The organism is Pseudomonas sp. JDS08PS003 (assembly GCF_045013505.1).
Lineage (GTDB): Bacteria > Pseudomonadota > Gammaproteobacteria > Pseudomonadales > Pseudomonadaceae > Aquipseudomonas > Aquipseudomonas protegens_B.
In genome coordinates this window covers 3394233-3420438 of sequence record NZ_CP120724.1, presented here as the reverse complement: position 1 = coordinate 3420438, position 26206 = coordinate 3394233, and the positions used below count along the sequence as shown (strand labels likewise).

Sequence of the window (26206 nt, the reverse complement as noted above, 5' to 3'; positions counted from 1 at the left end):
CTCAGCCCCGGGGCCAATGCAAGAACGGAAGGCAGCGCATCGGCGCCGCCCTCCGCCTACTTCACTCAGGCCACGATGTCGCTGACGGCTGCCTGGCCAACGGTGCTGACCAGGAAGTCCGCCACGCCGTGCCCGGAGAAGTCCACGGACAGGGTGCTGACGCCCCCGGAGGTGGTGAGGATGGCGTCACCCGCCGCACCGGTGAAGGCGTTGACGAAATGCAGGCCCGCCCCCTTGGTGATACCGGTCAGATCGATCTTGTCCAGGCCGCTGACAAAATCCATGATCTGGTCGGCCGCACCCGGCTTGGAGTCCGAGCTGGCACCGAACACGAAGGTGTCCGAGCCCGAACCGCCCCAGAGCTTATCGGCGCCACCGCCACCGTAGATGATGTCGTTGCCGGCACCGCCCTTGAGCTCGTTGGCAGCGTTGTTGCCGATCAGCAGGTCGTTGCCCGAACCGCCGATGGCGTTCTCCACGGTCACGCCCTGGGCGATGGAAACGTTACCAACCATGCCGCCAACGTCGGAGAATGAGGCTTCATTGAGGTTGATCTTCTGGTTCTGGGTGAACCCGGAGAAGTCCAGGGTATCGTTGCCGCCACCGTCCCACACCGAGAACACCAGCTTGTCCGCAGACGAACTGGCGCTGTAGAAGTCGCGCCCGGTATTGGAGTTGAAGCCGTAGGTGGTATCACCGGCACGGGTGCCGTAGTTGGCCCCGTAGAGCTTCTGGATGGCCGCAATATCGTCCATCAGCGGACCGGACGAATAGGCCTCGACCCCGCCCTTGCTGAAGTTCTGGCCGGTATTGCTTTCACTCCAGTAGCTCATGACGCTGTAACCGCGGGTGTCCTGCCCGTAGGTGGCGTCCTTGTAGGTTGGATTGCCTTCGCCGGCGTTGTAGTCGCCAGGGTGAGCCAGGCCAAGGGTGTGACCGATCTCATGGGTCAGGGTCTGACGGCCATAGTTGTTCAGGTCAGGGTTCTTGTTCTGGGTGTAGCTGCTGTTGGTCAGGTACCAGGAGGTGCCGTCATAACCGGCACCGGTGCCCGGCAGGTAGGCGAAGGCCGCCGCACCGTCCTGGCCACCGCTGTAGTTGCCGAAGGTCATGTGGGCGTCGCCACCCGAGGCTTTCTCGGTAAACACGACGTTGGCCACATCGGCCCAGGATTGCATGGCCAGCACTGCTTGGGCCTTCTGCTGGGCACTGAACTGGCTGAACCCGGAGATACCATGCTTGTACAGGGTGCTCGAGGAGGCCGAGGTCAGGAAGGTATAGGTCAGATCGATCTTGCCGTTACCGTTCAGGTCCTTATAGGCAGCGCCGTCACGCAGCAATTGCGTGGCGGCCTGATCGACCGAGAACGAAGGTTTGCCATTGACCGTGAGATTGCCGCCACGGTCGTATTGGTGGCTAAAGCTATTGATCTGGTTATACGCCGAACTTGCTGCGGCCAGTGGCACGAGTTGCTGTTCGGCAGATGCAATAGCACTCTCTGTTACTTTCGACATAAACACACTTCCTTGTAATCAATGGAACAGTTTTTGTCAGATAGCGACAATCCCTGGCGAGATCGTCCTATCACTCGCCCTAAGCAGGCGAAAGAAAGCTGACACAATTTGAAATCAGGCGTCCACTCATTTTTTGACGTCAAATTCCACTGTTCCGACAAACTCCCGCAAACAATGACTGCGCAGTCAAAAGATTCTTTTCCAGCCGATTAACGGCAGGCATTGTCCGACAATCTACAATTTAATTATTAAATATCCATATAGACAGTTATGCCAACTGGGTCGCACTTTTTAGTTAGTTATTTCATGTTCCAACCAGTTAGTTCCAATGCGTCCCTCAATACTTGCGGGGTCAGCGCCGGTACTTGCACCCCGTCGGCACTGGTCATCGGCTCGGCTGCCAACAGGGCGTTGATGATGGCTTCCTCAACGGCCTCGGCCGCTGCGCTGAACAGTGGCGAGATGTGATCGTTGTTGAGCATCGCCAGAGGTGCGGTGAACGCCAGGTCCTTGCGCCCATAATCCGCAGCGGGCAAGTCCCGGTTTCCCGTGGCAAAGGCCAGGAAGATATCGCCACTGGAATCTTCGGTGCCGCCGCCCGTGCGGGCAATGCCGATGGAGGCACGCTGAGCCAGGCGCTGGCATTGATGGGGCAGCAACGGCGCATCGGTGGCCAGGATCACCACGATCGAGCCCATGCCCGGGGTGCCGCGCTCGGCAAAAGGTGAGGCAATCCCACCCAGACGACGCCCCACCGGGTAACCGTCCACCCGCAGTTCTTCACGCTTGCCGTGGTTGGCCTGGACCAGGGCGCCGACGGTGTAGCCGCCCTGCTCTGCCGCCAGCCTTCGGGATGCGGTGCCGATCCCACCCTTGAACTCGTGGCAGATCATCCCGGTGCCGCCTCCCACCGCGCCTTCGGCTACCGGCCCGGATTCGGCGCAGGCCATGGCCTCGCGCACCTGTTGCGCTCCCACATGCTGACCCCAGATGTCGTTCAGCAGGCCGTCGTAGGTTTCCATTACCACCGGCATGCACCAGTAAACGGCGGGGTCCGCCAGAGCCTCGCGCTCCAGGGCGATCAGGGTGTCGCGCACCACGCCGACACTGTGGGTATTGGTAATCGCCAGCGGCGTGGTCAGGGTGCCCGCCTCGCGAATCCACTCCAGCCCCGTGGCATCGCCATTGCCGTTGAGGACATGACAACCAGCGAAACAGGGCTGCTGCCGTGCATGCCCGGCCCGGGGCTGGACCAGAGTGACCCCGGTGCGCACCTGCTTGCCGCCCACGGTGGTTTTCAGGGTGCTGTGCCCCACCCGTACCCCAGGTACGTCGGTGATCGCATTGAACGGGCCTGGTGACCCCAGCCCCAGGCTGATGCCCAATTGACGTGCTCGCATAACCACTCCTTACAATTTCTGGAACGCCGGGCTGTACCGGCCATTGGTGCCATAGAGAATCACCGACAGCGCCAGCAGCCCGATAATCACCATGATGTCCCGCAGGGAAGCCTCGAGGAACAGATTGATCAGCAGATACCCCGCGCCGACCACCGCCAGCAGTGCCGGCAAAGGCCACAGGGGCATGCGATAGGGATGCTCGCGGTCGCGCAGCAGCACCCGGCTCATCAGCGCGCTGAGGGCAACGATCAGGTACACCAGCATGATCAGCAACACGCTGAAGGACGTGAGGTCCGCCAGATTCGAGCTAAAACTGAGTACTGCCGAAGGAATCGCCAGGAACAACGTAGCCAGCCATGGCGAGTCCCAGCGTGGATGGATCCGCGTGAACAGGCGGTTGACGGTGGGCGTCCACAGGGCGTCGCGGCCGCTGCTGAACACAACGCGACCGATCTGGATGACGATGGCGACAATGGCGTTGAACACCGACAGGAAGATCCCGCCACTGACGACCCTGGCGAGGGTTTCATTGCCATGGCTGGTGAGTAGGTAGCCGATGGGATCTGGGCTGGCCAGCATCGCGCTCAGGGACGGGGCGCCGATCAGCAGCGCAGTGAGCGGCACCAGTTCGATGATCACCACCAGCACCAGGGACCACAGCACCGCCTTGTGCACGCCGCGCCCCTTGCACTTCATGTCTTCGGCCAGCAGCACCGCCGGCCCGTAGCCGTTGTAGGAAAACAGGCCGATGCCCACCGCACCGATCACCAGGGCCCAGGGCGCCATCTGCAGCGCACCGTGATCGACGATCTGCGGCTGCAGGAGAATGCTCACCGGTTGCGTGGCATTGCCAAAGCCCAGCCAGACAATCACCAGCAACGCCGCTACCTCCAGCAACAGGCAAGTACCGGTGATCCAGGCGTTGAGCTTGATGTTGAGAATGCCCAGCAGATAGCTGCAGACCACTATCACCAGGGCTACGGTCTGAGAGTCGAAGTGCGTACCCAGGGCGTTGTTCAAATAGGTGGCGGCGCCAGTGGCCAGCACCGGAGGGATGAACAGCAGCATCACCAGCACCGTGAGGAAGGTGGCATAACCGGCCATGCCGCCAAACACGCGCTTGGCGTAGACGTACTCACCGCCGGCACTGTTATGGGCCCGACCCAGCTCGGCGTAGCAAAAGGCAAACATCAATGCCAGCAACCCGGCCATGACGAACGCCAGGAACACCCCGCTGCCGGCCTGGTGGATGGCAAAGGGCGCAATCACGAACACGGAACTGGCGGGGGTCACACCGGAGACAGTGATAGCCACCACATCGAACACACTCAGGGTTGGTTTCAGCGCGCCGTCGGGCGCGGAGGGAGAGCTCATATCGTTATCCTCGTGTTTATTGTTGGTCTGAGGCAGAAACGAAATCCATCGGGCGGGTGCGCTCTGGGACGCACTTGCTGGGAGCTACTCTAGGCAGTCACATGGCTGCGACCAATTCCCCTATTGGAGTACTCCCCTTGACGGCAATGGGCAAATCGACGACACCGTTCTACGGCACTTACGGCGCATCAGGGGAGCAAGGACTTTGAGTAATCTGTTCTGGGAAGTCGGCATGCATGCCGGCCTAGGTCGCACCCTTACGCTGATCGGCAACCCGCGATTCTGGAAACAGCTGATCCTGCTGTTGCACCAGGCCACGCCGTTCGACAATGCCCTGGCGATCTTCTACCCGGTGGATGGCCCGCCCCGAGCCCTTGAAGAATATGACGCGGAGCCCAGCAGCAAGCCGGCGTCGATGCTCACCTACCTCAATGGCCTGTACCTGCTGGACCCGTTCTTCCAGGCCTGTCGCGAGGGCTACCCCAGCGGCCTGTACCGTCTGGAAGAAGTGGCCCCGGACCACTTCCGCCAGAGCGAGTACTTTCTCAGCTACTTCCACGACAACGTCCTGGAAGATGAAGTGCAATTCATCCTGCAACTACCCGATACCGGCACCCTGTCCCTGTCACTGGGCAACCAACGGGTCTTCAATCGTGAAGAAATAGGCCAGCTCACGACCTTTGCGGCCTGGGTGCTGCCACTGATGCAACAGCATTGGCAGCACAGCCAGATACGTCCCCAGGCCCCGGTTGCAGAGGAAATGGCCAGCCAGATTCGCGATGCCCTGAGCCATTTCGGCAGCGCGGTGCTGTCGGACCGAGAGCTGGAGATTGCCCGGCTGATCCTCCGGGGTTTTTCTTCCAAAGCCATGGCCGAGCGTTTGAAGATCTCGCCGGACACCATCAAGGTGCACCGCCGGCACCTCTACGCCAAGCTGGATATCTCCAGCCAGCCCGAATTGTTTTCGTTGTTCATCCAATCCCTGGGGCATGACCTGGACAATCCCTGAAGCCCCCGTTCAAGCTGCTGTTGCCGGTCTTCTCGCGTTACCGCGCTCTCACCTGCCTGCTGACCTGACCGCCTACCTACCTGCCCGCATGCCTGCCTACCGTAGGAGCTGGCTTGCCAGCGAAGGCGCCCTCAAGGGCAATGCAAAATTCAGGGACCTCTTCGCCGGCAAGCCGGCTCCTACACGGCCAGCGAAGGCATCCTTGAGGGCAATACAAAATTCAGGAACCTCTTCGCCGGCGAGCCGGCGCCTACAACGCCAGCGGAAGTGTCGGGCGATGCGATACTCCAGCGCCTACGCGTTCAGGGAGCGGGCGCGGAAGTCACGGGGCGATTGTTCGAAATGCTTCTTGAAGGTCCGGCTGAAATGCGCCGAATCGGTAAACCCCCACTTGAAGGCGATGTCGGTAATGGATTCGTTGCGCAGGTGCGGGTTGCTCAGGTCCGCCGCGCTGCGCTTGAGCCGGGAGCGCTGGATGAAACGACACACGCTATCTCCCTGTTCCTCAAACAGCCGGTACAACTGGCGCACCGAAATGTTCAACTGCCCGGCCAGGGATACCGGGGTCAGGCCCGGCTCATTGAGGGATTGATTGATCAGTTGCCGAGCCTGATCACGCAGGCATTGGCCATGCAGGTTATCGTCAAAGCCATCCAGGGTACTGGCCGTCTGACGCAGGGTTGGCCCAAGCAAGGCGATCAGGGCCTCCTGCAGAGCCTGCCCCTCCTGCTGCGCTGCACACCCCTGCAGATCGCCGGCGCAGATCTGCTCCACCAGCAAACGCATCAAGCGGCCACTGGCGCAGTTTTGCGACAACTTGCCGAACTTGCGCTGCTGGGCCGGCAGATGCCGGTACACCTCTTCTCGGCACAGGTGGAACGAGGCGTGCTCGATCAGGCCGTGGGGCACGATTTCACAAGCGCCGGCCGAATCCAGCAACGCCATGTCGCCGGGGGCCAGCTCAATACTCTCGCCATCCTGGCTCAGGCGAGCGTGGCCACTGCGCTGGATGATCAGGAAACAATGGCGATCGTCCTCATGGTCGACCTTGGTGCTCTGACGGGAGATCAGCCCGGCATTGGTGCGGATCTGCGCCACCTCCAGCCCGGCATAATCCTGTAAACCCACTTCTCCGATAAACAAGGCGGGATTGCGCGCCGGACGGGCGTCGAATCGACCACAGACACCCTGCAGGGCACCTACCCAGGAACTGAAACTATGCGAAGCAAGCACTGTGCACCTCCATAAGCCGGTTCAGACCGCCGTTGTTGTTATGGCGATATCATTAACATGTTATCTATTTGTCAGGCAAGGAGCCTGACAGCATGGATAGTCTGTTATGGCTTAAGCAGGGTGTATGCCAGTGCTTACGGTTATGTCGGTCAGAATTCTCGTAGAAGCTTGTACAACTCAGTGAAGCTGCCCAATAACGCCACCCGCTGTTCAGCACTCAAGCGGATATAGCGTCTGAACCCCGGTAAACGATTGACCACCTCGCTGGCACCAAAGTGTTCAAGGCGCACTTGCCAGCCCTGTTCATCCCGCCACAGCTCAAGGTGCTTGAAGTCCAGTGGCAGCAGCCGTTCCAGCAGTGGTTGATCACTGCACAACCTCTGCAGCAGGGGCGCCCATTGCCCTGCTTCTCCCGCAAGCAATCGCGCGGCGACGCCCTGTCGACGAATTGTCCCGGTATGGCGCAGGCCGATCCGCGCCTGTCCGGGACGCTCACTGGGCACCCGCAGACGCCACTCACAGACCACGAGATGCATCAGGAACTGCGCCTGGGGGCGCTCCCGTACTTCGAACTCCAGAGCGCTTTTCGGGCAATGGAAAACACCACGCCCAACAGCGCGAGGGGTGAAATCGAGGCCCGCCAGATCCCGTCGCACCTGACCCAGGGTGACCCCCGGGCGATAGCCCGAGGGTGCCCGGTGCCAAAATTCAAAGAGGTTTTGTCGCCAGCTTGAAAGATTCATCAGACAGGGCCTCCCGAGGGTTTGGGACATCTTCCGGTGCAAGGTTCAGCGCCTGTTCCAGCACCTCCTCCACCGGCACCGGACGAAACGGATTGACCTTCTGTACCAGCAAGGTCCAGACAAGGGCGTAGATAGCGGTCAGGCCCAACATGCTGCCGAAGGGCACATAGATATCCCGTGGATTCATCCCAGGGGGGGTGATGAACCACATACCCAGGAGAATCCCCACCGAAGACAGGATCTGCGGCAACGGAAACCATGGCGATTTATAAGCCCGCGGCAAATCCGGCCGGCGAATGCGCAACATCACCACCGACAAGGTGACCAGCAGGTAAGCGGTGCTCCAGGCACAGACCGCCGCCAGCACCAGGTGCATGATGCTGTCGGTGCTGCCACCCAGCCACCAGGCGTGCAGACAGGGAATCAGGACCGCCACGGCGATGCACAGCAGCGGAGTCTTGAAGCGTGGGTGCAGGTAGGTGAAGACCTTGGGCAATGCACCGTCCAGGGCCATGCCATAGAGAATCCGCGGCAGGCCAGCCATCAGCGTATTGATGGTCGCGGCACCGGCGAACAGCAGGCCAATCCCCAGCCAGATGCGGCCAAACGGCCCCATGATCTGCTCGGCGAAATGCGGGATGGCCATGGGCGTATCCAGCAAATGCACGCTGCCGTCCTCACTCAGGGCGATGTTTTCCACCTGACGCTTCATGGCCGCGCCATAGATGAACATACAGACCGCGACGCCTACCAGGCCGAGGGCCATGGCGCGGGGAATGGTTCTGGCAGCCTTGCGCACATCCGGGGTCAGGGGGGTGACGAACTCGCAGCCGACGAACATGAACATGGCCATGCCCACCAAGGACAGGATGGTCGACAGGTCGGTCCCCACCATGGAAGCACCGAACCAGCCATCGAGCGCCACCGCCGGGGCCTTGATGACCCCGAGCAAGCCAAAGATGATCAGGGTGGTCCACATGCCGAAGGTCAGGATCACCTCGGCGCGACTGAAAGCGGTGATGCCCACCGCGTTGAGCAGGCCGAAAAACAGCACCAGCCCGACACCTACCAGCCAGGCGCTGCCGCTCTGTTCCAGCAGGGTATTGAGGGATTCGAAATTCACCAGGGCCATGACGCCGCTGAGAATGGTTTCCGCCGTCCCGGCAAACACATGCACGATCAGGTAGGCGGACAAGGTGCCGGTGATGGCGAAGAAACGGCCCAGGCCACAGGCCAGGTAGTCATAGACCGAGCCATTGGTGGGCAGCAGGCAAGCCGCTTCGGCGAACGTGGTGGATTGCGCCAGCATCATCAGCAGGGCGATCACCATCGCTGCGGCGAATGCTCCACCACCGATACCGAATCCGGTGGTGGCAGTAAGGATCACCGGGCTGGCCATGATCAGGCCCACGGCACTGGCCAGCGCGGTGGGAAAGCCGACCACGCCCTGATCCAGGTGGTGGTTGAGTCTGTCGTTGAGCGACATGATGGTAAACCTCGAAAGCATGGGTTGATGATTGTTGTTCTAGGCATTTCAAGGGCACGCCCGGCAAGGGCGCAGAGCTTGGCTGTCTGACGCAGCTGAAATCATGTTCACGCCCCGTAGGCGCTGGCTTGCCAGCGAAGGCGCCCATGAGAGTGACACCTGTCTCGGGGGCCTCTTCGCCGGCCAGCCGGCTCCTACAGCCAACCGGCTGGCCGGCGAAGGCGTCTGCGTGGGGCGCGCTCAATAAGCGATGCACACCGATTTGTTCTCGGTATAGGCCTCGATGGCCGCATGGCCCATCTCGCGCCCCATGCCCGATTGCTTGTAACCACCGAAGGGCATCGACGGGTCCAGCATGTTGTGGGTGTTGACCCAAACGGTGCCGGCCTTGATCTGTGGAATAAGCTGCATGACCTGACTCAGATCGTTGGACCAGATACTCGCCCCCAGCCCGTACTGGTTGTCATTGGCCAGGGCCACCACTTCCTCCAGTGAGTCGAAAGGCGTCGCGACCACCACCGGGCCGAAGATCTCCTCGCGCACCAACTGCAGGTTGGCGTTGACGTTGGCCACCACCGTGGGACGGACATAAAAGCCCCGTTCGCCATGGGCGACTCCACCACAGAGCACCTTGGCGCCCTCCTCGACCCCGCGCTGGACCATCTGCAGCACGCGCTTCTGCTGTTTGGCAGAAATCAGCGGATTGATCTGTGCCTGCTCGTCCAACCCCGGGCCAATGCTCAAGGATTCGGCGATGGCGACCAGACGCTCCAGCACTTCGGTGTAGATCCCGCGCTGGATATACAACCGCGAGCCCGCCGTGCAGACCTGTCCCTGATTGAAGAAGATGGCCCCGGCAGCCCCAGCGGCCGCAGTCTGCGGATCGCAGTCGTCGAGAACGATCACCGGCGACTTGCCGCCCAATTCCAGGGAAAAGCGCGTCATATTGTCCACTGCAGCGTGGCCGATCAGCTTGCCGACCTGGGTCGAACCGGTGAACGCCAGCTTGTCGATCCCCGGATGGGCAGCCAGCGCGGCACCGGCCTGGGCACCACTGCCGGTCACCACGTTGACCACGCCGGGAGCGATCCCCGCTTCCAGGCAAAGCTGGCCGAGGCGCAGCGCGGTCAACGGGGTCTCGTCGGCCGGCTTGAGTACCACGGTGCAGCCACAAGCCAGGGCCGGGACGATTTTCCAGATGGCCATCAGCAACGGAAAATTCCACGGCACAATGGCCCCCACCACGCCCACCGGCTCCGGCACCGTATAGGCCCGGTACTGTGCCCCCGGCACCGCAGCGATGGACACATCCAGGCTCTTGCCTTCGATCTTGGTGGCCCAGCCGGCCATGTAGCGGGTGAACTCCGCCGCCGCACCCACCTCCAGGGCCCGGGCCAGATGGATCGACTGGCCATTGTTGAGGGTCTCCAGTTGAGCCAGCTCCTCGCCATTGGCTTCCAGCAGATCCGCCAGTTTCAACAGCAGACGCTCACGATCGGCGGGACGCAACGCCTTCCAACTGCCTTCGAAGGCCCGGCGCGCGGACCCCACCGCCAGATCCACATCAGCCTGGGCGGCGGCGGCAACCTGGGTCAACTGCTCACCACTGGCGGGGTTGTACACCGGCATCCGCGCTCCGGAGAGTGCTGGCTGGCTGAGACCGTCAATCAGCAGACCGTGCTGACTGTCTATGAATGCAGCGACACGTGGGTCGATGGCAACGCTCATCTTGATTCCTCGCAGGTAGACCTTGTTCGAGGTGGACTTTGAGCCCAAAGTCGGATGCCGTCTTGATTCTGGCTGCCGCAAAACTTGGCCCTGGCTGCCAGCGCCATCGGCACCTACGCAGACCGTAGGAGCCGGCTTGCCGGCGAACAGGCCCGAAAGTCTTGCAGCGCCCAGGCCGACGCCTTCGCTGGCAAGCCAGCTCCTACAGCAGACAGATAGACCGTGCAGTTCCCCGTAGGAGCCGGCTTGCCGGCGAACAGGCCCGAAAGTCATGCAGCGCCCAGGCGGACGCCTTCGCTGGCAAGCCAGCTCCTACAGCAGTCAGATACACCGTGCAGTTCCCCGTAGGAGCCGGCTTGCCGGCGAACAGGCCCGCAAGTCTTGCACAGCCTGCACGGACGCTTTCGCTGGCAAGCCAGACCCTGCGAATGGGCGGCAGCGACACCCGCCAAGCCGCCACTGGCAGCCTGGGTCAAATGTCCTGGCACACAGAGGCAAGCCAGGAGCCCACAAATGACGCACTAATAGCTCCACGCTGTCCGTGCGTTTTCAGGAGACTCAACGTGAGCGAAGCAAGCCGTTTCTGGCACCCCATGCTGCACCCCAACGAAATGAAGCAACGCGAACCGATCCGCATCGTCCGTGGCGATGGTTGCTATGTCTATGACGACAAAGGCCACCAGCTGGTGGATGGCGTCGCCGGGCTGTGGAACGTCAACGTCGGCCACAACCGCAAGGAAGTGAAAGCGGCCATCACCGCACAGCTCGATGAGCTGGAGTACTTCCAGCTGTTCGACGGGGTCAGCCACCCTCGTGCCGAAGAACTGTCCCGGGTGCTGATGAACCTGCTGGAGCCCGAGGACATGTCCCGGGTGTCCTTCAGTTCCGGCGGTTCGGATGCCATCGAAAGTGCCCTGAAGCTGGCCCGCCAGTACTGGAAGCTCGAAGGCCAGGCCGACCGCACCAAGTTCATTTCCCTGCGCCAGGGCTACCACGGCACTCACTTCGGTGGTGCCTCGGTCAACGGCAACACCGTGTTCCGCCGCAACTACGAACCATTGCTGCCCGGTTGCTACCACATCGACACACCCTGGCTGTACCGCAACCCCTACAGCCAGGACCCGCAAGAGCTGGGCAAGATCTGCGCCGACCTGCTGGAGCGGGAGATCCAGTTCCAGAGCCCGGACACCGTGGCCGCCTTCATTGCCGAGCCGATCCAGGGCGCCGGCGGCGTGATAGTGCCCCCCGCCAACTACTGGCCGCTGATCCGCGAAGTCTGCGACAAGTACGGCGTCCTGCTGATCGCCGACGAGGTGGTCACCGGCTTCGGCCGCAGCGGATCGATGTTCGGCAGCCGCTTGTGGGGCGTCAAACCCGACATCATGTGCCTGGCCAAGGGCATCACCTCGGGTTACATCCCCCTGGGCGCGACCGTGGTCAACCGGCGGATCGAGGCCGCCTTCGAGAAAAACGCCAACTTTACCGGCGCCATCATGCACGGCTACACCTACTCCGGACACCCGGTAGCCTGTGCTGCAGCCCTGGCGTGCCTGGATATCGTGGTCAAGGAGGACCTGCCGGCCAACGCGGCGAAGATGGGCGACTACATGCTGGACAAGCTGCGGCCCTTCGTCGATCGCTTCGACAGCGTCGGCGAGGTGCGGGGCCAGGGCCTGATGCTGGCCCTGGATCTGGTGGCGAACAAGACCACTCGCGAACCCATTGACCCCATGAGCGGCTATGCCAATCAGGTGGCGCAAATTGCCCGGGACAATGGCGTCATGGTGCGTCCAGTGGGCACCAAGATCATTCTTTCGCCGCCCTTGGTAATCCAGCAGCCACAGGTGGATGCCATAGTCGATGCCCTGGCCGAGGGTTTGAGCAAGGCCCGCCGCTAATTGTTGCAACAGGCTGCGGTCGATGCAACAGCGACCGCAGCCTGCGCTGCATCCCTACTTGCCAGGCGCTTCACCTCTGGTATTCACTCGCCCTGACACGGACACCGCCCCCCCGTCGCAGCCTCCAACCACCCGAGCCACTGCCCAGCCGGCAGCCAGGAGCTATCCAATGATTGCGCCCACTTCCTTGCCCGGGGCCCATGAACTGGGGCAACGCTGCATCGCCGCCTTCACCCGGGTGGTCCCCGCCACCCTCTGCGCCTTCTACCGCATCGATCCGAGTCTGCAGGCCCGGGACTTCTCGCTGTACCGCATGCCCGAACAAATGCACCAGGCCTACTTGCAACGCTACCGCCACTACGACCCGCTGCAGCCACGCAACTGCGCCGCCGCCGGGCGCCCAGTGCTTTCGCTGCACATGGGCATGGCCCAGCAGGGCCGTCATGCAACCGAGGTCTACCAGGGATTCCTGCAACGCCACGGGGTACTGGATGTGGTGGAGATTCTCGCCTGTGATGGTGAACGGCCCGTCGCCGGCCTGTCGTTGCTGCGGGACAACGCCCTGGGGCATTTCAGTGTCGACGAACTGGGTACCCTGCATGCCTTGCAGGGCCTGTTGGAAATCGCTGCCCTGGCACCCTACTCCCAGGTCGACGAACGTCTGGCCAACCTCACCCCCAGGGAACGGGAGATCGCCTGGCTGCTGCGCGATGGCGCCGACAACAAGAGCATCGCCAGGCGCCTGGACCTGGGGCTGCCCACGGTCAAGACCCACCTGATCAACCTGTTTCGCAAGGTCGGGGTCGGCAATCGTACGGAGCTGGTGAGCGCGCTGTTCTTGTAAAGGGCCACAGGCTCAACCATTCGGTTGATGGGCAGCACCGGCTCCCAGGCAGAACATGGGGTTCTCCTTTCCCGGACAAGAGCCTTGCCATGAATCAGCAACCTGAATGGATCACCGTCGGCGCCCTGGCGGACGGTTTTGCAGACGACAATCACATCCTTGCGAGGGTGGATGATCTGTCCGGTCGCACCCTGTCCCTGCACTTCGACAATGGCTGGCAGATCGAACACCACTTCGCTGCCGACACCCTGCGCTGGAACAGCGTCGGCCAGCCTGCCAGTGACGATCTGCCCTATCGCGCAACCTCGGTGCGCCCCGGTATCTACCTGGTGGACTTTCTCAAGCTGGAGCATGGCCAGCCCCACTCGGTGAGCCTGATTCTCGATCTTGAGCGCCGATGTTTCACCGCCGTGGTCGGCCAGATGCCGAGCCAGGCCGAGTGCAGCGTCGACCTGTTCAGCCGGGCCCTGGCCGGCGGTGAGCTGACCTCGGTCAAGGCGCAGTTCCTCCACGGCGCAATCGATGCCGTGCCCACGACCGAGACTGCGCGACATACGCCCACCGCCGAACTGATCGGCCTGCGCAACCAGTATGTCTACAGCGCCAGCGAGGCCTACGAGCACATCTACCTGAATGCCAACTTCTATAGCTGGCAGTGCCTCAGGGGTGTCGAGCAAGGCCTGGCGGACACCGACCGCTGTCACTACTACAAGATCGACGAGCAACTGTACCTGTTTGTCTGGCGCGAGAAGATCGTCCCGACCCTGGGCCTGGTGCTCATCGACCTCAAGGCCGGGCGTACCGACGGCAAGATCTTCGGTTACCAGGGTGCAGACTTCAGTCATGCCGCCAACTTCCCGGTGGGCGCCCTGGCCCAAGTACTCAACCGAACCCTGCACCCCTGATTCCGTACCGCTGCAGGCTTGTCCTAGCGCCAGCCTGCAACGCTTTTCATAGGACACTCCCATGACTCTGGGCCTTGATCTGCAACGCGTCGCCAGCTGCTACCAGTCCGAACTGCAGCTGTTTGCCGAGCAACACCCGCGCTCCGGTGCCTTCTATCAGGAAAACCTCAAGCACTGGCTATACGGCGCGCCGCTGCACTGGATGCAGCAATGGCCCGGCGCCTACCCGATCATGGTGGCGGATGCCCGTGGTGCGACCCTCACCGATTGCGACGGCCGCGAGTACGTGGACTTTGCCCTGGGCGACACGGGCGCCATGTTCGGCCATGCCCAGCCGGCGGTAGCCGCAGCCATTGCCGAACAGGCACTGCATGGCTCGACGTTGATGCTGCCCACCGCCGACAGCTTGTGGGTCGGCAAGGAGCTGACCCGACGCTTTGGCCTGCCCTACTGGCAGGTCACCACTTCAGCCACCGATGCCAACCGCTTTGTCCTGCGCCTGTGCCGAATGATCAGCGGACGGCAGAAGGTCCTGGTGTTCAACTGCAACTACCACGGCAGCGTCGACGAATCCCAGGTGGAGTTCGACGCCCAGGGACAGATGATTCCCCGGGACGGCGTGCACCCCAACGGCTTGCAGCACGACTCCACCACCCGACTGGTGGAATTCAACGACCTGTCGGCCCTGGAAGCGGCCCTGGCCCACGGCGACGTGGCCGCCGTGCTGACCGAGCCCTTCATGACCAACGTGGGCATGGTGCCACCGGCCCCGGGCTTCCATGACGGCTTGCGGCAGTTGACCCAGCGTTATGACGTGCCGCTGATCATTGACGAAACCCATACCCTGTCCTGTGGACCGGGGGGCTATTGCGGCGAGCATGGCTTGCAGCCGGACTTCTTCGTCCTGGGAAAATCCATCGCCGGGGGCATTCCCACCGCCGTCTGGGGCACCAGCCAGGCCATGGCCGAGCGGATCTGGCGGGTACTGCCACATTTCCAGCCGGGCCAGGCGATCAATCACTTCGGCTTCGGTGGAACCCTGGCCGGCAACGCCCTGCAAATGGCCGCCATGCGCGCCACCTTCAGCGAAGTGATGAACGATGAAAACTACGCACGCATGTTCCTCCTCGCAGAACGCCTGCGAGCCGGCGTCGACAGCATCATTGGCAAGCACCGCTTGCCCTGGCATGTGACCCGTATCGGTGCCCGGGTCGAATACCTGTTCATGCAGCAGCCTCCGCGCAACGGTGGCGAAGCCCACCACGCCCGCCATGGTCTGATCGAGGCGTACCTGCACCTGTACCTGCTCAATCGCGGGGTGCTGTTGACCCCATTCCACAACATGGCCCTGATGTGTCCGGCCACCCGCGAGGAGCAGGTCGATCTGCACAATCGGTTGCTGGACCAGTGCCTGGCCCAGGTCCTGCCAGGAGTCCGGTCATGAGCCAGGATGCTCACGGGCGTATCGCCCTGATCACCGGCTCGGGCCAGGGTATTGGCCGGGCGATCGCCCAGGTGTTCGCTGCCAGGGGCGCCAAAGTCATGCTGGCCACCCGCAGCGCTGCGTCAGGCGCCGAAACCCAACGCCTGATTCGTCAGGCCGGCGGAACGGCGGAACTGCTGACCCTGGACCTCAGCACCCGGGCAGCCGCCGAACAGGCGGTAACGGCGACCCTGGAGGCCTTTGGCGGCCTGGACCTGCTGCTGCACAACGCCGGGATCTTTCCCATGCAGAAGCTGGCCGAGCTTGAGGACCAGACCCTCGACAGCACCTTGGCGGTGAATCTGAAAAGCTGCTTCTGGCTGACCCAGGCAGCCTTGCCGGCGCTACGTCGGGCCCGAGCACCACGGATCGTCGTCACCTCATCGGTGACCGGTCCACGCACGGCGATTCCCGGACTGGCCCACTACGCGGCGTCCAAGGCCGGGGTCAATGGCTTCATTCGCGCAGCGGCACTGGAACTGGCGGAGTACGGAATCACCGTCAACGGCGTCGAGCCCGGGCTTATCGCCACCCAAGCCCTGGACAACCTCGGCGACGCCGCGACCTTGTCCAGGGGCATTCCCCTTGGGCGCCTGGGAACGCCTGAAGACATTGCCTACGCCATGTTGTTCCTGGCCTCGCAACAGGCCGGCTACATCACCGGCCAGACCCTGATAGTGGACGGCGGCGCCCTGCTCCCGGAAAACAGCCGATTGTAGGCGCTGGCTTGCCAGCGAAGGCGTCCTCAGGGGCAGTGCTCGCCTCTGAGGCCTCTTCGCCGGCAAGCCGGCTCCTACAAAAATCGGCGGGGCTGATTCGTTGGTGGGGATCAGCTGCCGCTGCGGATCTTGTTCCACAAGCGGGTGCGGATACGGTCGATGTCCAGCGGCATAGCTTCCAGGGCAAACAACTTGTCCATCATGGCCGGGCTCGGATAGACCTTGGTATCGTTCTTGATCGCCGGGTCGACAAGACCATCGGCTTGCTGGTTGCCATTGGCGTAATGCACGTAATTGCTGATGCTGGCCATCACGTCCGGACGCAGCAGGTAGTTCATGAAGGCGTAACCGGCCTTCTCATCCGGTGCGTCCACCGGCATGGCCACCATGTCGAACCAGATCGGCGTGCCTTCCTTGGGAATCGAATAGCCGATCTCCACCCCGTTCTTCGCTTCCTTGGCCCGGCTCTCCGCTTGCAGGATGTCCCCGGAGAAACCTACCGCCACGCAGATATTGCCGTTGGCCAGGTCACTGGTGTACTTCGACGAGTGGAAGTAGCTGACATAAGGCCGGACCTTCATCAGCAGCGCCTCGGCTTTCTTGTAGTCCGCCGGGTTCTTGCTGTGGTGTGGCAGCCCCAGGTAATTCAAGGCCGTGGGAATCAGTTCGGGGCCGTTGTCGAGAATCGCTACCCCGCACTTCTGCAGCTTCTGCATGTACTCGGGCTTGAAGATCAGGTCCCAGGAGTCCAGCGGTGCGTCATCCCCCAGCACTTCCTTGACCTTGGCCACGTTGTAGCCAATCCCGGTGCTGCCCCACAGGTACGGAAAACCGTGCTGGTTGCCCGGATCGTTGACCTCCAGCGCCTTGAGCAGCACCGGGTTGAGGTTTTTCCAGTTGGGCAACTGGCTCTTGTCGAGCTTCTTCAACGCCCCGCCCTGGATCTGCCGCGCCATGAAATGGTTGGAGGGGAACACCACGTCGTAACCGGATTTACCGGTCATCAGCTTGCCGTCCAGGGTCTCGTTGCTGTCGTAGACGTCGTAGGTGAACCCTGTCCCGGTTTCCTTCTGGAACTGTTTGGTGGTGTCCGGGGCAATGTAGTCCGACCAGTTGTAGATCTTTACCGTGTCGGCGGCCTGGGCCAGGGAAGCGCCCAGGAACAACGGGCTGAGTAACAGCAAAGTGCAAGTCTTGCGGATCATGAGTCGATACCTGTGGCTGGTTTTGTTATTGGCAGGCAATCAAGGGATCAGAAAATCAAGACGTAGGTCTTGCGCACCGTTTCCTGGATATCCCAGATTCCGGTGCTGTTGGCCGGCAACATCAGTGCATCGCCGGCTTCTATGTGCAGGGGCTCGCCATGGTCGGGAGTGAAGGTGCAGCGGCCCTGGATGAAATGACAGAACTCCTGGGCGACGATCTGCCGCCGCCAGCGTCCCGGGGTGCATTCCCAGATCCCGGTTTCGACCCCGTCGCTGCGTTCGACGGCGGTCACCGATGTCACGGCCACGGGCGTCCCCAGGGGTACGGCGACCGGCGCCGACTCGTCCAGGGTGACCGTTGCGGCGTGCTTGAATTGCGTGATGCTCATGGCTCTACCTTTCGCTGGAAAACCCGAACGGACATCGTTCGGTGCAAGAAACCCCACTCAGTGCATGAAACCTTCCATGAATTCGGCGACCCGGCTGGCCATGCGTCTGCGCCACGGAGGAGACGCCGGGTTGGCCAGGGTCTGGTCCTCATGGACAAAGCTGCGAATGATCGCGTTGTAGCCCAGCCAGCGGCAGGGTTCGGGCTCCCAGGTCCGCAGGGCGTCAAGGCGGCTATCCGCCAGCACCCAGGGTTGGCGGACCAGCAGGCTGTCGTGCTGGAGAATCAGGTCGGCCAGGGTCCGGCCACCCAGATTGCTGGCGCCAACGCCCTCGCCGCCGTAGCCGCCGGACAAGGCGATGCCCTTGCGTCGGTCACACAGCATGTGCGGCTTGAAGTGCCGGGACATGCCCAGGTTGCCGCCCCAGGAATGGGTGATGCGCACGTTCTTCAGTTGCGGGAACAGTTCGCCGAACAGGTAGCGACGCAGCTCAACCTCGTCCCGACTCAAGTCGAAATCGTGGCGCAGCTTGCTGGCAAACTGATATCCGCCCCGGGCACCAAAGACCAGGCGGTTATCCATGGAGCGCTGACCGTAAGTAACCTGACGGCTGCTCTCGCTGAAGGCCTGGCCCTGGTTCAGACCGATTTCGTCCCAGGTCGATTCCGGCAAGGGCTCGGTGGCCACCAGCAGGCTTTGCACCGGCAACTGATAGCGGCCCAGGGGCGGCAAGGTCACCGAGTACCCCTCCACCGCTGGCACTATCCAACGGCTGCGCACCGCGGCGTGGCGGGTCTGCAGGCTACCGGCCTGCCAGTGGGTTACCGGGCTGTTCTCGTAAATACTCACCCCCAGGCGCTCCACCGCACGAGCCAGGCCGCGTACCAGCTTGGCCGGCTGGATAGTGGCGCAGTGGGGGGCATAGATAGCGCCATAAGGTTTGGCCACGCGGATCTGCCGGGCCAGTTGCTCGGGGTTCAGCCAGCGGTAATCGTCCTGGTTCAGGCCCTGGGCGTAGAGCTTGTCCAGGTACTGGCGCAGGCTGGTTTCCTGCTCGGGATAGCGGGCCGCGCAATACAGCACCCCGCCTTTGCGGTAATCGCAGTCGATGCCTTCACGTTCGAGGACCCTGGCCACTTCATCCGGAATGCCATGCAGCAGATCGAAAGAGGCTCGACGCTGTTCCGGCGACAGCCCTGCCAGCAGGCGGTCTTCCCCCAGCAGATTGCCCATCAGCCAGCCGCCATTGCGGCCTGAGGCACCGAACCCTGCAGTCTGGGCCTCGATCACCGCCACCTTGAGCTGCGGCGCTTGGCGCTTGAGGTAATAGGCGGTCCACAGCCCGGTGTAACCGGCGCCGATGATCGCCACGTCCAGGTCCAGGTCTTGTTCAAGGGACGGCCGCGGCAATAGCGGCTCGTCCAACTGGTCCATCCACAAACTGATACTGCGCCACGCTGGCATGCAAGCACTCCGCAACCCGAACTTCGAATGCGGCGATCCTAGTCCCTGTCTTCAGGGGCTGTCTTGCGCGCGTGCACGCAAAGAAATTTGCTTGGCATAAGCCTTGGGCGACTGCCCGGTATGCTGGCGAAAACAGCTGTAGAACGCCGACAGGGAATTGAACCCGGCCGCAAAGGCCAGTTCGTCGACCCGCAGCGGTGGCGCGGCATTGTCCAGGGCGGTCAGCACATGCTGCAGGCGCGCCTGGTTCACATAGCGGTAGAAGCTCTGACCCAGCACCTGATTGAGCAGGTAAGAAATCTGATTGCGGCTGTAGCCGCACTCACGGGCTACCCGCTGCAAGTCCAGCTGCGGATCAAGATAAGGCTGCTGGCGCTGGAAGTACTGTTGCAAGTCCTCGGCCATGAAACTCAACTGGCGCGGCGACAGCCCCAGGCGACTGGCCGCCGGACGCAGACTGCCCGAGGAGGTGTCCGTCGCCGACTCACGCACCAGGGACGCATATTCATTGACCCGCCAGATCAGACCGTCGCGCACGGTAATCGCTTCGCTGGAGCGGAACGACACCAGGCCCTGGCCACCTCGCAGGGTCACCTGATACTGGATAAAGGCCGTATTGCCATCCAGACGAATGCGATCGCTGTGCTCCAGGGCCTCGTCGGGGGCCCGGGGCATGCTCACTCGCACGTATTCCCGCAGTTCGGCGAGGCCTAGGGTGCGATTCTGGAAAAAGTCGTTGTACTGGATTTCAGGATGGTAAAGCGCCATCACGCCATCGAGGTCGCGGTGCTTCCAGCACAGGTGATAGCGCATCACGGTTTCACCGGTGGCCTGGGTTTGCAGAGGCCCGTCGTCAGGGACAGTCATAAGGGTCTCGAACAGCGAAAAAAACGCAGCTTGCCGAACTTCGGCAGAGGCATCAATGACCGTCCTTCAGCCAAGGCCCCAGGTTCTGCAGCCCCGCCAGGGCCAATACATGACCTGCATCAAAAATCTGCGATTGAACCGCCGGACGGTGGGCAAAAAAACCGCGATCGGTCACAAGCCAGTGCTATTTTTAAACCCTTGACTGATCGGGCCATTGACGACCCGATCGTTCCTACCGCGAGCACAAGGAAGCGCTCAATGAATCAAGGTGGGCCACCGATGAACAGAGTCTGGGCCAGTAAAGTCACCTTTCCCAACGCCTGCCAGCTGATGCGCTGGCATTTTCATCCCCTGGGCTTCGAGGCCAGCATGGATGCGCCAGGCAGCATGATCGCCCGGCTCTTCGATCGTGCCAGCGGCGAAACCATGATCGCCATCGCCGGCATTCCCTGCGCCACAGTGATGAGCGCCGCGGATGTCGAACGAATAATCGAGGCGGTGGAAGATGAACTGGAAGCCTTTGCTCCGTCCCTGACACTCAAGGCCTGACGCCAGGCCCCATCAACCGCAGCCCGCCTGACCGGCGGGCTTTTTTCGTGCTCACTGCCGCAGGTCGCGGAAATAAGGCTTGTCACGGGGCACCCGATCCGAAGCCTTGGGCGCATTGCCGGCCGCCGCCTCCTGACGATCGACGTACCAGTAGCAGTGCTTGGCCGCCCGAGTGATCCCTACATAAGCCAGGCGCAGGATCTCGTCCTTTTGTGCACTGTCGTAGGGTTCGGCGTCGCCATCCTTGCCCAGGCCGGCCATGCGATACACCTGATTCTTGTAGGGCGAGCTGCTCAGGTGCTGACAATCCCCCAGCAGGAACACCGCGTCCGCTTGCAGGCCCTTGGCACTGTGATAGGTGAGTTGCTTGAGCCGACGAGCTGCCGGCGGCAAGCTAGAATCAACATTAACTATTTGTGAAATATGCTCTTCTATCAATAACTTATCGCTAGTTTTTCGAAACAACATCAAGATTGAGTCACCCTGTCGATAGTGCTCTGCCAGGCGCAGGGCCAGGCCCTGATCGTCACGATCCAGTACCTGCACCGGCCATGCGTCCTTGGCTTCGCCACTGGCCTTGGCCTTCTTCCCGGCAATCGCCGGGGCTGCGCGAACAATATGCTCCGCCGCATCGATCACGTGCTGGTGACTGCGGTAGTTCTCGCTGAGCATGACTCGAGTGGTGCCCGGGGACGGGAACTCCTTGTTGAACTCGATAAAGTATTTCGGCGAACTGCCACGCCAGCCGTAGATCGATTGCCAGTCATCGCCCACACAGAGCAGGGAGGAATGCTGAGCTCCCCGCCCCACGTGCAGGGCCGCGCCGCGGCTGCGAATCTCCCGGAGACTGGCCTTGATCCAGGAAACGATCTGCGGCGAAACGTCTTGAAACTCGTCGATCATCAAGTGCGACATCGGCCTCAGGCAACTGTCGCTGAGCAGCTTGAAGTTTTCCGGCGAGCGCTCGCTGAACAGGGCGAACATCCGGTTGTAGCTCATGATCGGCGGTGACTGGTCAAGCAAGTGGTCTTCAAGGGCTCGCCAGAACAGGCTCAAGGCCTCGAAGAAGAATCGGTCCGGATCATCCTGGGCAAAGCTCATGTTGCCGACCGCGTCGCCCACATCCAGCCCCAGGTTCTCGATAAAACCGGCAGCCGCGACAAAGCAATCCAGCAACGGCGCCGAAGCCAGCTCGCCCTTGACCTTGTAGTCGAACCCCGGGCCGGCACTCACCTCGGCAGAAAAGGCGCCCAAAGCACGCTTGGACGACTCGTAACTATCTAGCCAAATCAATGGCTTACGACAGAAAGCTTGAAACAGGGTGCGCTTTACCGCCCACTCCGCCCGCACCGTCAGCTTGGCTCCGGGCCGGCTGATCTGCGGATTCTCCCGAGGGTCGAAGCCCAGTACCACCCAGGCATCCAGCTCAGCGGCATAGCCATGGCAATGGAAGGTCGATCCATTGATTTCAAAGCTCTGACGCTGAGGCTCGATGCCCTTGATCGGCCAGGCCCCGGCACGAAACCACAGGTCTTCCACCGTGTCGCAGAGTTCCTCATCACGCTTGGCCGCCAGCTCGGTGACCGCCACGCGCTTCTGTACATCGGGGTGATCGCGCTCCAGCTCCTTGAGCTGCAAGGCATGGCGCAGCAAGGGCTTGAGTGCCAGGCGGAAGCGCTCATCGCTGCGGTACAACGCCTGGTAGCAGGCATTGAGGTGCTTGCGCTGGGCGTCGTTGATACGCAGGTCGAAGGGGTTGCTGTCCACCTCGTCTTCGGCACCCTGCACCCGCTCACTGAGGTTCTCGAAGGCTTGAAGGCGCTCGAACCCCGGCAGACTGCGCACCATGGGCAAGATCCGCGAGTGGAAGGTGCGCACCAGATCCCGGGCTTCCCGAGGGCTGAGCGCCCGGTTCCACAGGGCAAAGACCTGCACCAGCTTATTGATGAAATCCTTGCGCGACTCCCGGGTAAAAGTCACTACGGTCATGGAATCCAACTCGAACCCCAGGTAGTGATTGAGCAAAAGCAGACGCAACACCAAAGAAGTCGACTTGCCGGCCCCGGCTCCGGCAATCACCGCTGTGGCAGGCGTGTCGCTGAAAATCATCTTCCATTGGGCCGCGCTGGGCTGGGCCTGCGGTGCCAGCAACCGGGCGACATCGGCCTTGAAGCGCTTTTTCAATTCGGCGGTCAGCGGCAGGCGCCAGTCGTCGAACAGCCGATCATCCACCCCCGGCGGCCGGTGCTCAGTGTTGCGACTGTCGCGAATCAGCAGCACCTGCCGACCTTCCTCCAGCCCTTCGAGCCGCCCCTCCTGGTAGCCGTACTCCACTCCAGCCGTGTGCCCGCTGCGAAAGCCGTCGGCCTGACCATGCAGCCAGGACGCACGGTGCTGGGCCCGCAGACGGTTCAGGCCATGGCCGAAGAACCGCGCCGCCAGGCGCTTCAACAGCGGCATCTGGGCTAGGGGCAAAAGATCGGGGGGCAGATCGGGGCTGTGTTGCGACACGCGGACTCCAGGGGATGAGGCTGAGCGGTAATGGTCGCCGGATTTTTTCACGGTATCCAGCGAATTGCTTGCGGGTCATTAACTTAAGCGATGAACCGAAGGTTTAACACCAGCTTTTCGACAAAATAACCATCTAATTTTACGATTGGATTACGGCATTTTTTGCGCTTTTTATCGATCAATAGCTGATGGATGATGCACGCCATCAACCAACGGTTATCGTTTTTTGGCCCGGGTCCAACGAGCCATTACGAGCCCTTTATGAGGAGACGATCATGCTTGAACTCAGACCTTTCAGCTCCCTGGGCGGCGCTCACCACGGCTGGCTGGATGCCCATCATCACTTTTCCTTCGCCGAGTACCATGACCCCAAACGCATGCACTGGGGCAACCTGCGGGTGTGGAACGATGACGTGATCGCCCCCGGCACCGGCTTCCCCCAGCATCCGCACCGGGACATGGAAATCATCACCTACGTTCGCGAAGGCGCCATCAGCCACCAGGACAACCTGGGCAACAAGGGGCGCACCGAAGCCGGTGACGTGCAGGTAATGAGTGCGGGGACCGGGATCGCCCACAGTGAATACAACCTGGAAGCCACGCCGACCAAGATCTTCCAGATCTGGATCATTCCCAATCAGGCCGGCTCCGCGCCATCCTGGGGCGCCAAGCCTTTTCCCAAGGGGCTGCGCGAGGGGTTCGTGACCCTGGCCAGCGGCAAGGAAGGCGATGAGGAAAGCTTGCGTATTCGCGCCGATGCACGGCTGGTGGCCGCCAACCTGAAGGCCGGGGAAACCGCCGAGTACCACCTGGACCCGGGACGCCGGGCCTATCTGGTGCCGGCAACCGGGGTGATCGAGATCAACGGCTTGCGTGCCGAAGCTCGAGACGGTGTTGCGGTCCAGGATGAGCGAGTACTGCGGGTGAGCGCCGTGCAAGACAGCGAAATCGTGTTGGTGGATCTGGCTTGAAACGCAGGGGCAAATAAAAAGGGGCGACCGTGATGGTCGCCCCTTTTTTTTCGCCGGCGTGCCGGCTACAAAGACCGCGCAATGAACAACGACCGTAGGAGCTGGCTTGCCAGCGAAAGCGTCCGCAAGACCTGTATCCGTCTCAAGGACCTTTTCGCCGGCCCGCCGGCTACGCGGATCAGTTGCCGCTGATGGCGGCGTCCACCAGGGTCTGGGCTTCCTGCACCAGTTGCTTGAGGTGGTCGTCACCGATGAAGCTTTCAGCGTAGATCTTGTAGATGTCCTCGGTGCCGGACGGACGTGCGGCGAACCAGCCGTTCTCAGTCATGACTTTCAGGCCGCCGATGGCCTGGTCGTTACCCGGGGCCTGGCTGAGGATCTGCTGGATCGGCTCGCCGGCCAATTGGGTCGAGGTCACTTGTTGCGGCGAAAGCTTGCTGAGCAAGGCCTTCTGCTGCGGATTGGCCTTGGCGTCGACCCGTACCGAGAACGGTTCGCCCAGCTCGTCGCACAGCGCGCGGTAAGCCTGGCTCGGATCGCGGCCGGTGCGGGCAGTCATTTCAGCAGCCAGCAGCGACGGGATCAGGCCGTCCTTGTCGGTGCACCAGACGCCGCCGTCCTTGCGCAGGAAGGAAGCACCGGCACTTTCTTCGCCGCCAAAGCCCAGGGAACCGTCAAACAGGCCATCGGCAAACCATTTGAAGCCAACCGGCACTTCGTACAGGCGTCGGCCCAGGCGCGCCGCCACCCGATCGATCAAGCCACTGCTGACCACGGTCTTGCCCACGGCGGCATCGGCCCGCCATTGCGGACGGTTCTGGAACAGATAGTCGATGGACACCGCCAGGTAGTTGTTCGGTGCCAGCAGGCCGCCGCTTGGGGTCACGATGCCGTGGCGATCGTGATCGGGGTCGCAGGCGAAGGCCACGTCAAAGCGCTCTTTCAGGCCGATCAGCCCTTGCATGGCGTAGCTGGAGGATGGGTCCATGCGAATCTGCCCGTCCCAGTCCACCGACATGAAACGGAAGGTGGCGTCCACCTGCTTGTTCACCACTTCCAGGTCGAGGCGGTAGTGCTCGGCGATCGCCGACCAGTAGCGCACCCCTGCTCCACCCAGTGGGTCTACGCCCAGGCGCAGCTTGGCGTTGCGGATCGCATCCAGGTCGATGACGTTGATCAGGTCGGCGACATAGGTGTTGAGGTAGTCGTGGTGATGGGTGGTGTCGGCCTTCAGCGCTTGCTCGTAGCTGATGCGCTTGACCCCGGCGAGCTTGGCCGCCAGCAGTTCGTTGGCCTTGGCTTCGATCCACTTGGTGATGTGGGTGTCGGCCGGGCCGCCATTGGTGGGGTTGTACTTGTAGCCGCCGCTTTGTGGCGGGTTGTGGGACGGGGTGATGACGATCCCGTCCGCCAGGCCCGAGGTGCGGCCGCGGTTGTAGCAGAGGATGGCATGGGACACCGCCGGGGTCGGGGTGTACTCGTCACCGGCAGCAATCATCACGGTCACGCCGTTGGCCGCCAGGACTTCCAGGGCACTGGCCCCGGCTGGGGTCGACAGGGCGTGGGTATCGATGCCAACGAACAGCGGGCCAGTGATGCCCTGGGCTTCGCGGTACAGGCAGATTGCCTGGCTGATGGCCAGGACATGCCACTCATTGAAACTCAGATCGAACGAGCTGCCGCGGTGCCCGGAGGTACCAAAAGCCACTCGCTGGGTGGACACCGATGCATCGGGTTGACCGGTGTAATACGCCGTAACCAGTCGCGGGATATCGACCAGCAACTCAACGGGTGCCGGCTTGCCCGCAAAAGGACTGAGAGTCATGCAAAACCTCTGAAAAAGGATGGTTCGGGAATGGAGCGCAGTTTACTGGCAGTTTGACCACGGCGCGATGAAATCTATCCCGGCACAAC

Annotated in this window: 21 protein-coding genes; 8 read left to right on the top strand and 13 right to left on the bottom strand. The window is 62.0% G+C overall.

The genetic code is table 11. The features are described 5' to 3' along the window. Window positions 1–65 precede the first annotated feature (65 nt). The 3 genes from P7C00_RS15480 to P7C00_RS15470 all read right to left on the bottom strand — a co-directional run bounded on the left by P7C00_RS15480 (window position 66) and on the right by P7C00_RS15470 (window position 4288). Window positions 66–1514 carry a serralysin family metalloprotease gene (locus P7C00_RS15480; RefSeq protein ID WP_346632866.1) on the bottom strand — a complete coding sequence of 483 codons (1449 nt, stop codon included), beginning with the start codon at window positions 1512–1514 and terminating at the stop codon, window positions 66–68. Window positions 1515–1813: 299 nt separating this feature from the next. Continuing rightward, on the bottom strand, window positions 1814–2914 hold the full coding sequence (locus P7C00_RS15475) for a P1 family peptidase (protein ID WP_404939798.1): 1101 nt from the start codon (window positions 2912–2914) through the stop codon (window positions 1814–1816). A gap of 9 nt (window positions 2915–2923) precedes the next feature. Next, window positions 2924–4288, bottom strand: a complete 1365-nt coding sequence (locus P7C00_RS15470) for an APC family permease (protein ID WP_346632864.1) — start codon at window positions 4286–4288, stop codon at window positions 2924–2926. Between the two features lie 232 nt (window positions 4289–4520). On the opposite strand from P7C00_RS15470, the gene P7C00_RS15465 reads away from it, so the two are divergent. After that, on the top strand, window positions 4521–5297 hold the full coding sequence (locus P7C00_RS15465) for a response regulator transcription factor (protein ID WP_404939992.1): 777 nt from the start codon (window positions 4521–4523) through the stop codon (window positions 5295–5297). A gap of 294 nt (window positions 5298–5591) precedes the next feature. On the opposite strand, the gene feaR is transcribed toward P7C00_RS15465, so the two are convergent. The 4 genes from feaR to P7C00_RS15445 form a co-directional block, all read right to left on the bottom strand. After that, the gene (feaR, locus tag P7C00_RS15460) at window positions 5592–6530 is read right to left on the bottom strand and encodes a transcriptional regulator FeaR (protein ID WP_346632862.1); all 939 of its coding nucleotides are present in this window, start codon (window positions 6528–6530) and stop codon (window positions 5592–5594) included. Window positions 6531–6679: 149 nt separating this feature from the next. Continuing rightward, complete coding sequence (locus tag P7C00_RS15455; RefSeq protein WP_346632861.1) at window positions 6680–7273, bottom strand: DUF3156 family protein; 594 nt, start codon at window positions 7271–7273, stop codon at window positions 6680–6682. Beyond that, the gene (locus P7C00_RS15450; protein WP_404939796.1) at window positions 7239–8759 is read right to left on the bottom strand and encodes an APC family permease; all 1521 of its coding nucleotides are present in this window, start codon (window positions 8757–8759) and stop codon (window positions 7239–7241) included. Before P7C00_RS15450 ends, P7C00_RS15455 begins: the two co-directional genes overlap by 35 nt. Before the next feature lie 240 nt (window positions 8760–8999). Further along, window positions 9000–10487 (bottom strand): aldehyde dehydrogenase family protein, encoded by a 1488-nt coding sequence (locus tag P7C00_RS15445; protein WP_346632859.1) that lies wholly within the window; start codon window positions 10485–10487, stop codon window positions 9000–9002. A gap of 563 nt (window positions 10488–11050) precedes the next feature. Between P7C00_RS15445 and P7C00_RS15440 the strand changes: the two genes are divergently transcribed. The 5 genes from P7C00_RS15440 to P7C00_RS15420 all read left to right on the top strand — a co-directional run bounded on the left by P7C00_RS15440 (window position 11051) and on the right by P7C00_RS15420 (window position 16336). Continuing rightward, window positions 11051–12385: an aspartate aminotransferase family protein gene (locus P7C00_RS15440; protein WP_404939793.1), complete on the top strand. Its 1335-nt coding sequence runs from the start codon at window positions 11051–11053 to the stop codon at window positions 12383–12385. 169 nt (window positions 12386–12554) lie between these two features. After that, a complete protein-coding gene (locus tag P7C00_RS15435) occupies window positions 12555–13229 on the top strand; it encodes a LuxR C-terminal-related transcriptional regulator (protein ID WP_404939791.1) in 675 nt (224 codons plus the stop codon). A gap of 89 nt (window positions 13230–13318) precedes the next feature. Beyond that, entirely contained in the window at window positions 13319–14134 is an 816-nt protein-coding gene (locus P7C00_RS15430) for a molybdenum cofactor biosynthesis F family protein (protein WP_404939789.1), read from the top strand. A gap of 61 nt (window positions 14135–14195) precedes the next feature. Beyond that, window positions 14196–15578: an aspartate aminotransferase family protein gene (locus P7C00_RS15425; protein ID WP_404939787.1), complete on the top strand. Its 1383-nt coding sequence runs from the start codon at window positions 14196–14198 to the stop codon at window positions 15576–15578. Next, a complete protein-coding gene (locus tag P7C00_RS15420) occupies window positions 15575–16336 on the top strand; it encodes an SDR family oxidoreductase (protein WP_404939785.1) in 762 nt (253 codons plus the stop codon). The genes P7C00_RS15425 and P7C00_RS15420 overlap by 4 nt, the downstream gene beginning before the upstream one ends. Before the next feature lie 110 nt (window positions 16337–16446). Here P7C00_RS15420 and P7C00_RS15415 read toward each other — a convergent pair whose 3' ends face one another. The 4 genes from P7C00_RS15415 to P7C00_RS15400 are packed head-to-tail and all read right to left on the bottom strand — an operon-like array spanning window position 16447 to window position 20261. Next, entirely contained in the window at window positions 16447–17541 is a 1095-nt protein-coding gene (locus P7C00_RS15415; protein WP_404939783.1) for a polyamine ABC transporter substrate-binding protein, read from the bottom strand. Between the two features lie 47 nt (window positions 17542–17588). After that, on the bottom strand, window positions 17589–17930 hold the full coding sequence (locus P7C00_RS15410; protein ID WP_404939781.1) for a cupin domain-containing protein: 342 nt from the start codon (window positions 17928–17930) through the stop codon (window positions 17589–17591). A gap of 57 nt (window positions 17931–17987) precedes the next feature. Next, entirely contained in the window at window positions 17988–19394 is a 1407-nt protein-coding gene (locus P7C00_RS15405) for an NAD(P)/FAD-dependent oxidoreductase (RefSeq protein WP_404939779.1), read from the bottom strand. Window positions 19395–19445: 51 nt separating this feature from the next. Then, window positions 19446–20261: a helix-turn-helix domain-containing protein gene (locus P7C00_RS15400; protein ID WP_346632845.1), complete on the bottom strand. Its 816-nt coding sequence runs from the start codon at window positions 20259–20261 to the stop codon at window positions 19446–19448. 279 nt (window positions 20262–20540) lie between these two features. On the opposite strand from P7C00_RS15400, the gene P7C00_RS15395 reads away from it, so the two are divergent. Next, window positions 20541–20810 carry a DUF1652 domain-containing protein gene (locus tag P7C00_RS15395; protein ID WP_102865161.1) on the top strand — a complete coding sequence of 90 codons (270 nt, stop codon included), beginning with the start codon at window positions 20541–20543 and terminating at the stop codon, window positions 20808–20810. Window positions 20811–20861: 51 nt separating this feature from the next. Here the strand turns inward: P7C00_RS15395 and P7C00_RS15390 are convergent, their stop codons facing one another. Beyond that, complete coding sequence (locus P7C00_RS15390) at window positions 20862–23321, bottom strand: UvrD-helicase domain-containing protein (RefSeq protein ID WP_404939777.1); 2460 nt, start codon at window positions 23319–23321, stop codon at window positions 20862–20864. Between the two features lie 275 nt (window positions 23322–23596). On the opposite strand from P7C00_RS15390, the gene P7C00_RS15385 reads away from it, so the two are divergent. Further along, window positions 23597–24292 (top strand): pirin family protein, encoded by a 696-nt coding sequence (locus P7C00_RS15385; protein ID WP_346632843.1) that lies wholly within the window; start codon window positions 23597–23599, stop codon window positions 24290–24292. A 178-nt stretch (window positions 24293–24470) separates the two neighbouring features. On the opposite strand, the gene pgm is transcribed toward P7C00_RS15385, so the two are convergent. Further along, window positions 24471–26117 (bottom strand): phosphoglucomutase (alpha-D-glucose-1,6-bisphosphate-dependent), encoded by a 1647-nt coding sequence (gene pgm / locus P7C00_RS15380; protein ID WP_346632842.1) that lies wholly within the window; start codon window positions 26115–26117, stop codon window positions 24471–24473. Between the last annotated feature and the right edge of the window lie 89 nt (window positions 26118–26206).

Bases quoted from the DNA above. Each gene is read 5' to 3' on its own strand.
- P7C00_RS15480 (WP_346632866.1), bottom strand. From the start codon at position 1,514: ATGTCGAAAGTAACAGAGAGTGCTATTGCATCTGCCGAACAGCAACTC.
- P7C00_RS15475 (WP_404939798.1), bottom strand. From the start codon at position 2,914: ATGCGAGCACGTCAATTGGGCATCAGCCTGGGGCTGGGGTCACCAGGC.
- P7C00_RS15470 (WP_346632864.1), bottom strand. From the start codon at position 4,288: ATGAGCTCTCCCTCCGCGCCCGACGGCGCGCTGAAACCAACCCTGAGT.
- P7C00_RS15465 (WP_404939992.1), top strand. From the start codon at position 4,521: ATGCATGCCGGCCTAGGTCGCACCCTTACGCTGATCGGCAACCCGCGA.
- P7C00_RS15455 (WP_346632861.1), bottom strand. From the start codon at position 7,273: ATGAATCTTTCAAGCTGGCGACAAAACCTCTTTGAATTTTGGCACCGG.
- P7C00_RS15450 (WP_404939796.1), bottom strand. From the start codon at position 8,759: ATGTCGCTCAACGACAGACTCAACCACCACCTGGATCAGGGCGTGGTC.
- P7C00_RS15445 (WP_346632859.1), bottom strand. From the start codon at position 10,487: ATGAGCGTTGCCATCGACCCACGTGTCGCTGCATTCATAGACAGTCAG.
- P7C00_RS15435 (WP_404939791.1), top strand. From the start codon at position 12,555: ATGATTGCGCCCACTTCCTTGCCCGGGGCCCATGAACTGGGGCAACGC.
- P7C00_RS15430 (WP_404939789.1), top strand. From the start codon at position 13,319: ATGAATCAGCAACCTGAATGGATCACCGTCGGCGCCCTGGCGGACGGT.
- P7C00_RS15425 (WP_404939787.1), top strand. From the start codon at position 14,196: ATGACTCTGGGCCTTGATCTGCAACGCGTCGCCAGCTGCTACCAGTCC.
- P7C00_RS15420 (WP_404939785.1), top strand. From the start codon at position 15,575: ATGAGCCAGGATGCTCACGGGCGTATCGCCCTGATCACCGGCTCGGGC.
- P7C00_RS15415 (WP_404939783.1), bottom strand. From the start codon at position 17,541: ATGATCCGCAAGACTTGCACTTTGCTGTTACTCAGCCCGTTGTTCCTG.
- P7C00_RS15410 (WP_404939781.1), bottom strand. From the start codon at position 17,930: ATGAGCATCACGCAATTCAAGCACGCCGCAACGGTCACCCTGGACGAG.
- P7C00_RS15405 (WP_404939779.1), bottom strand. From the start codon at position 19,394: ATGCCAGCGTGGCGCAGTATCAGTTTGTGGATGGACCAGTTGGACGAG.
- P7C00_RS15400 (WP_346632845.1), bottom strand. From the start codon at position 20,261: ATGACTGTCCCTGACGACGGGCCTCTGCAAACCCAGGCCACCGGTGAA.
- P7C00_RS15395 (WP_102865161.1), top strand. From the start codon at position 20,541: ATGAACAGAGTCTGGGCCAGTAAAGTCACCTTTCCCAACGCCTGCCAG.
- P7C00_RS15385 (WP_346632843.1), top strand. From the start codon at position 23,597: ATGCTTGAACTCAGACCTTTCAGCTCCCTGGGCGGCGCTCACCACGGC.
- pgm (WP_346632842.1), bottom strand. From the start codon at position 26,117: ATGACTCTCAGTCCTTTTGCGGGCAAGCCGGCACCCGTTGAGTTGCTG.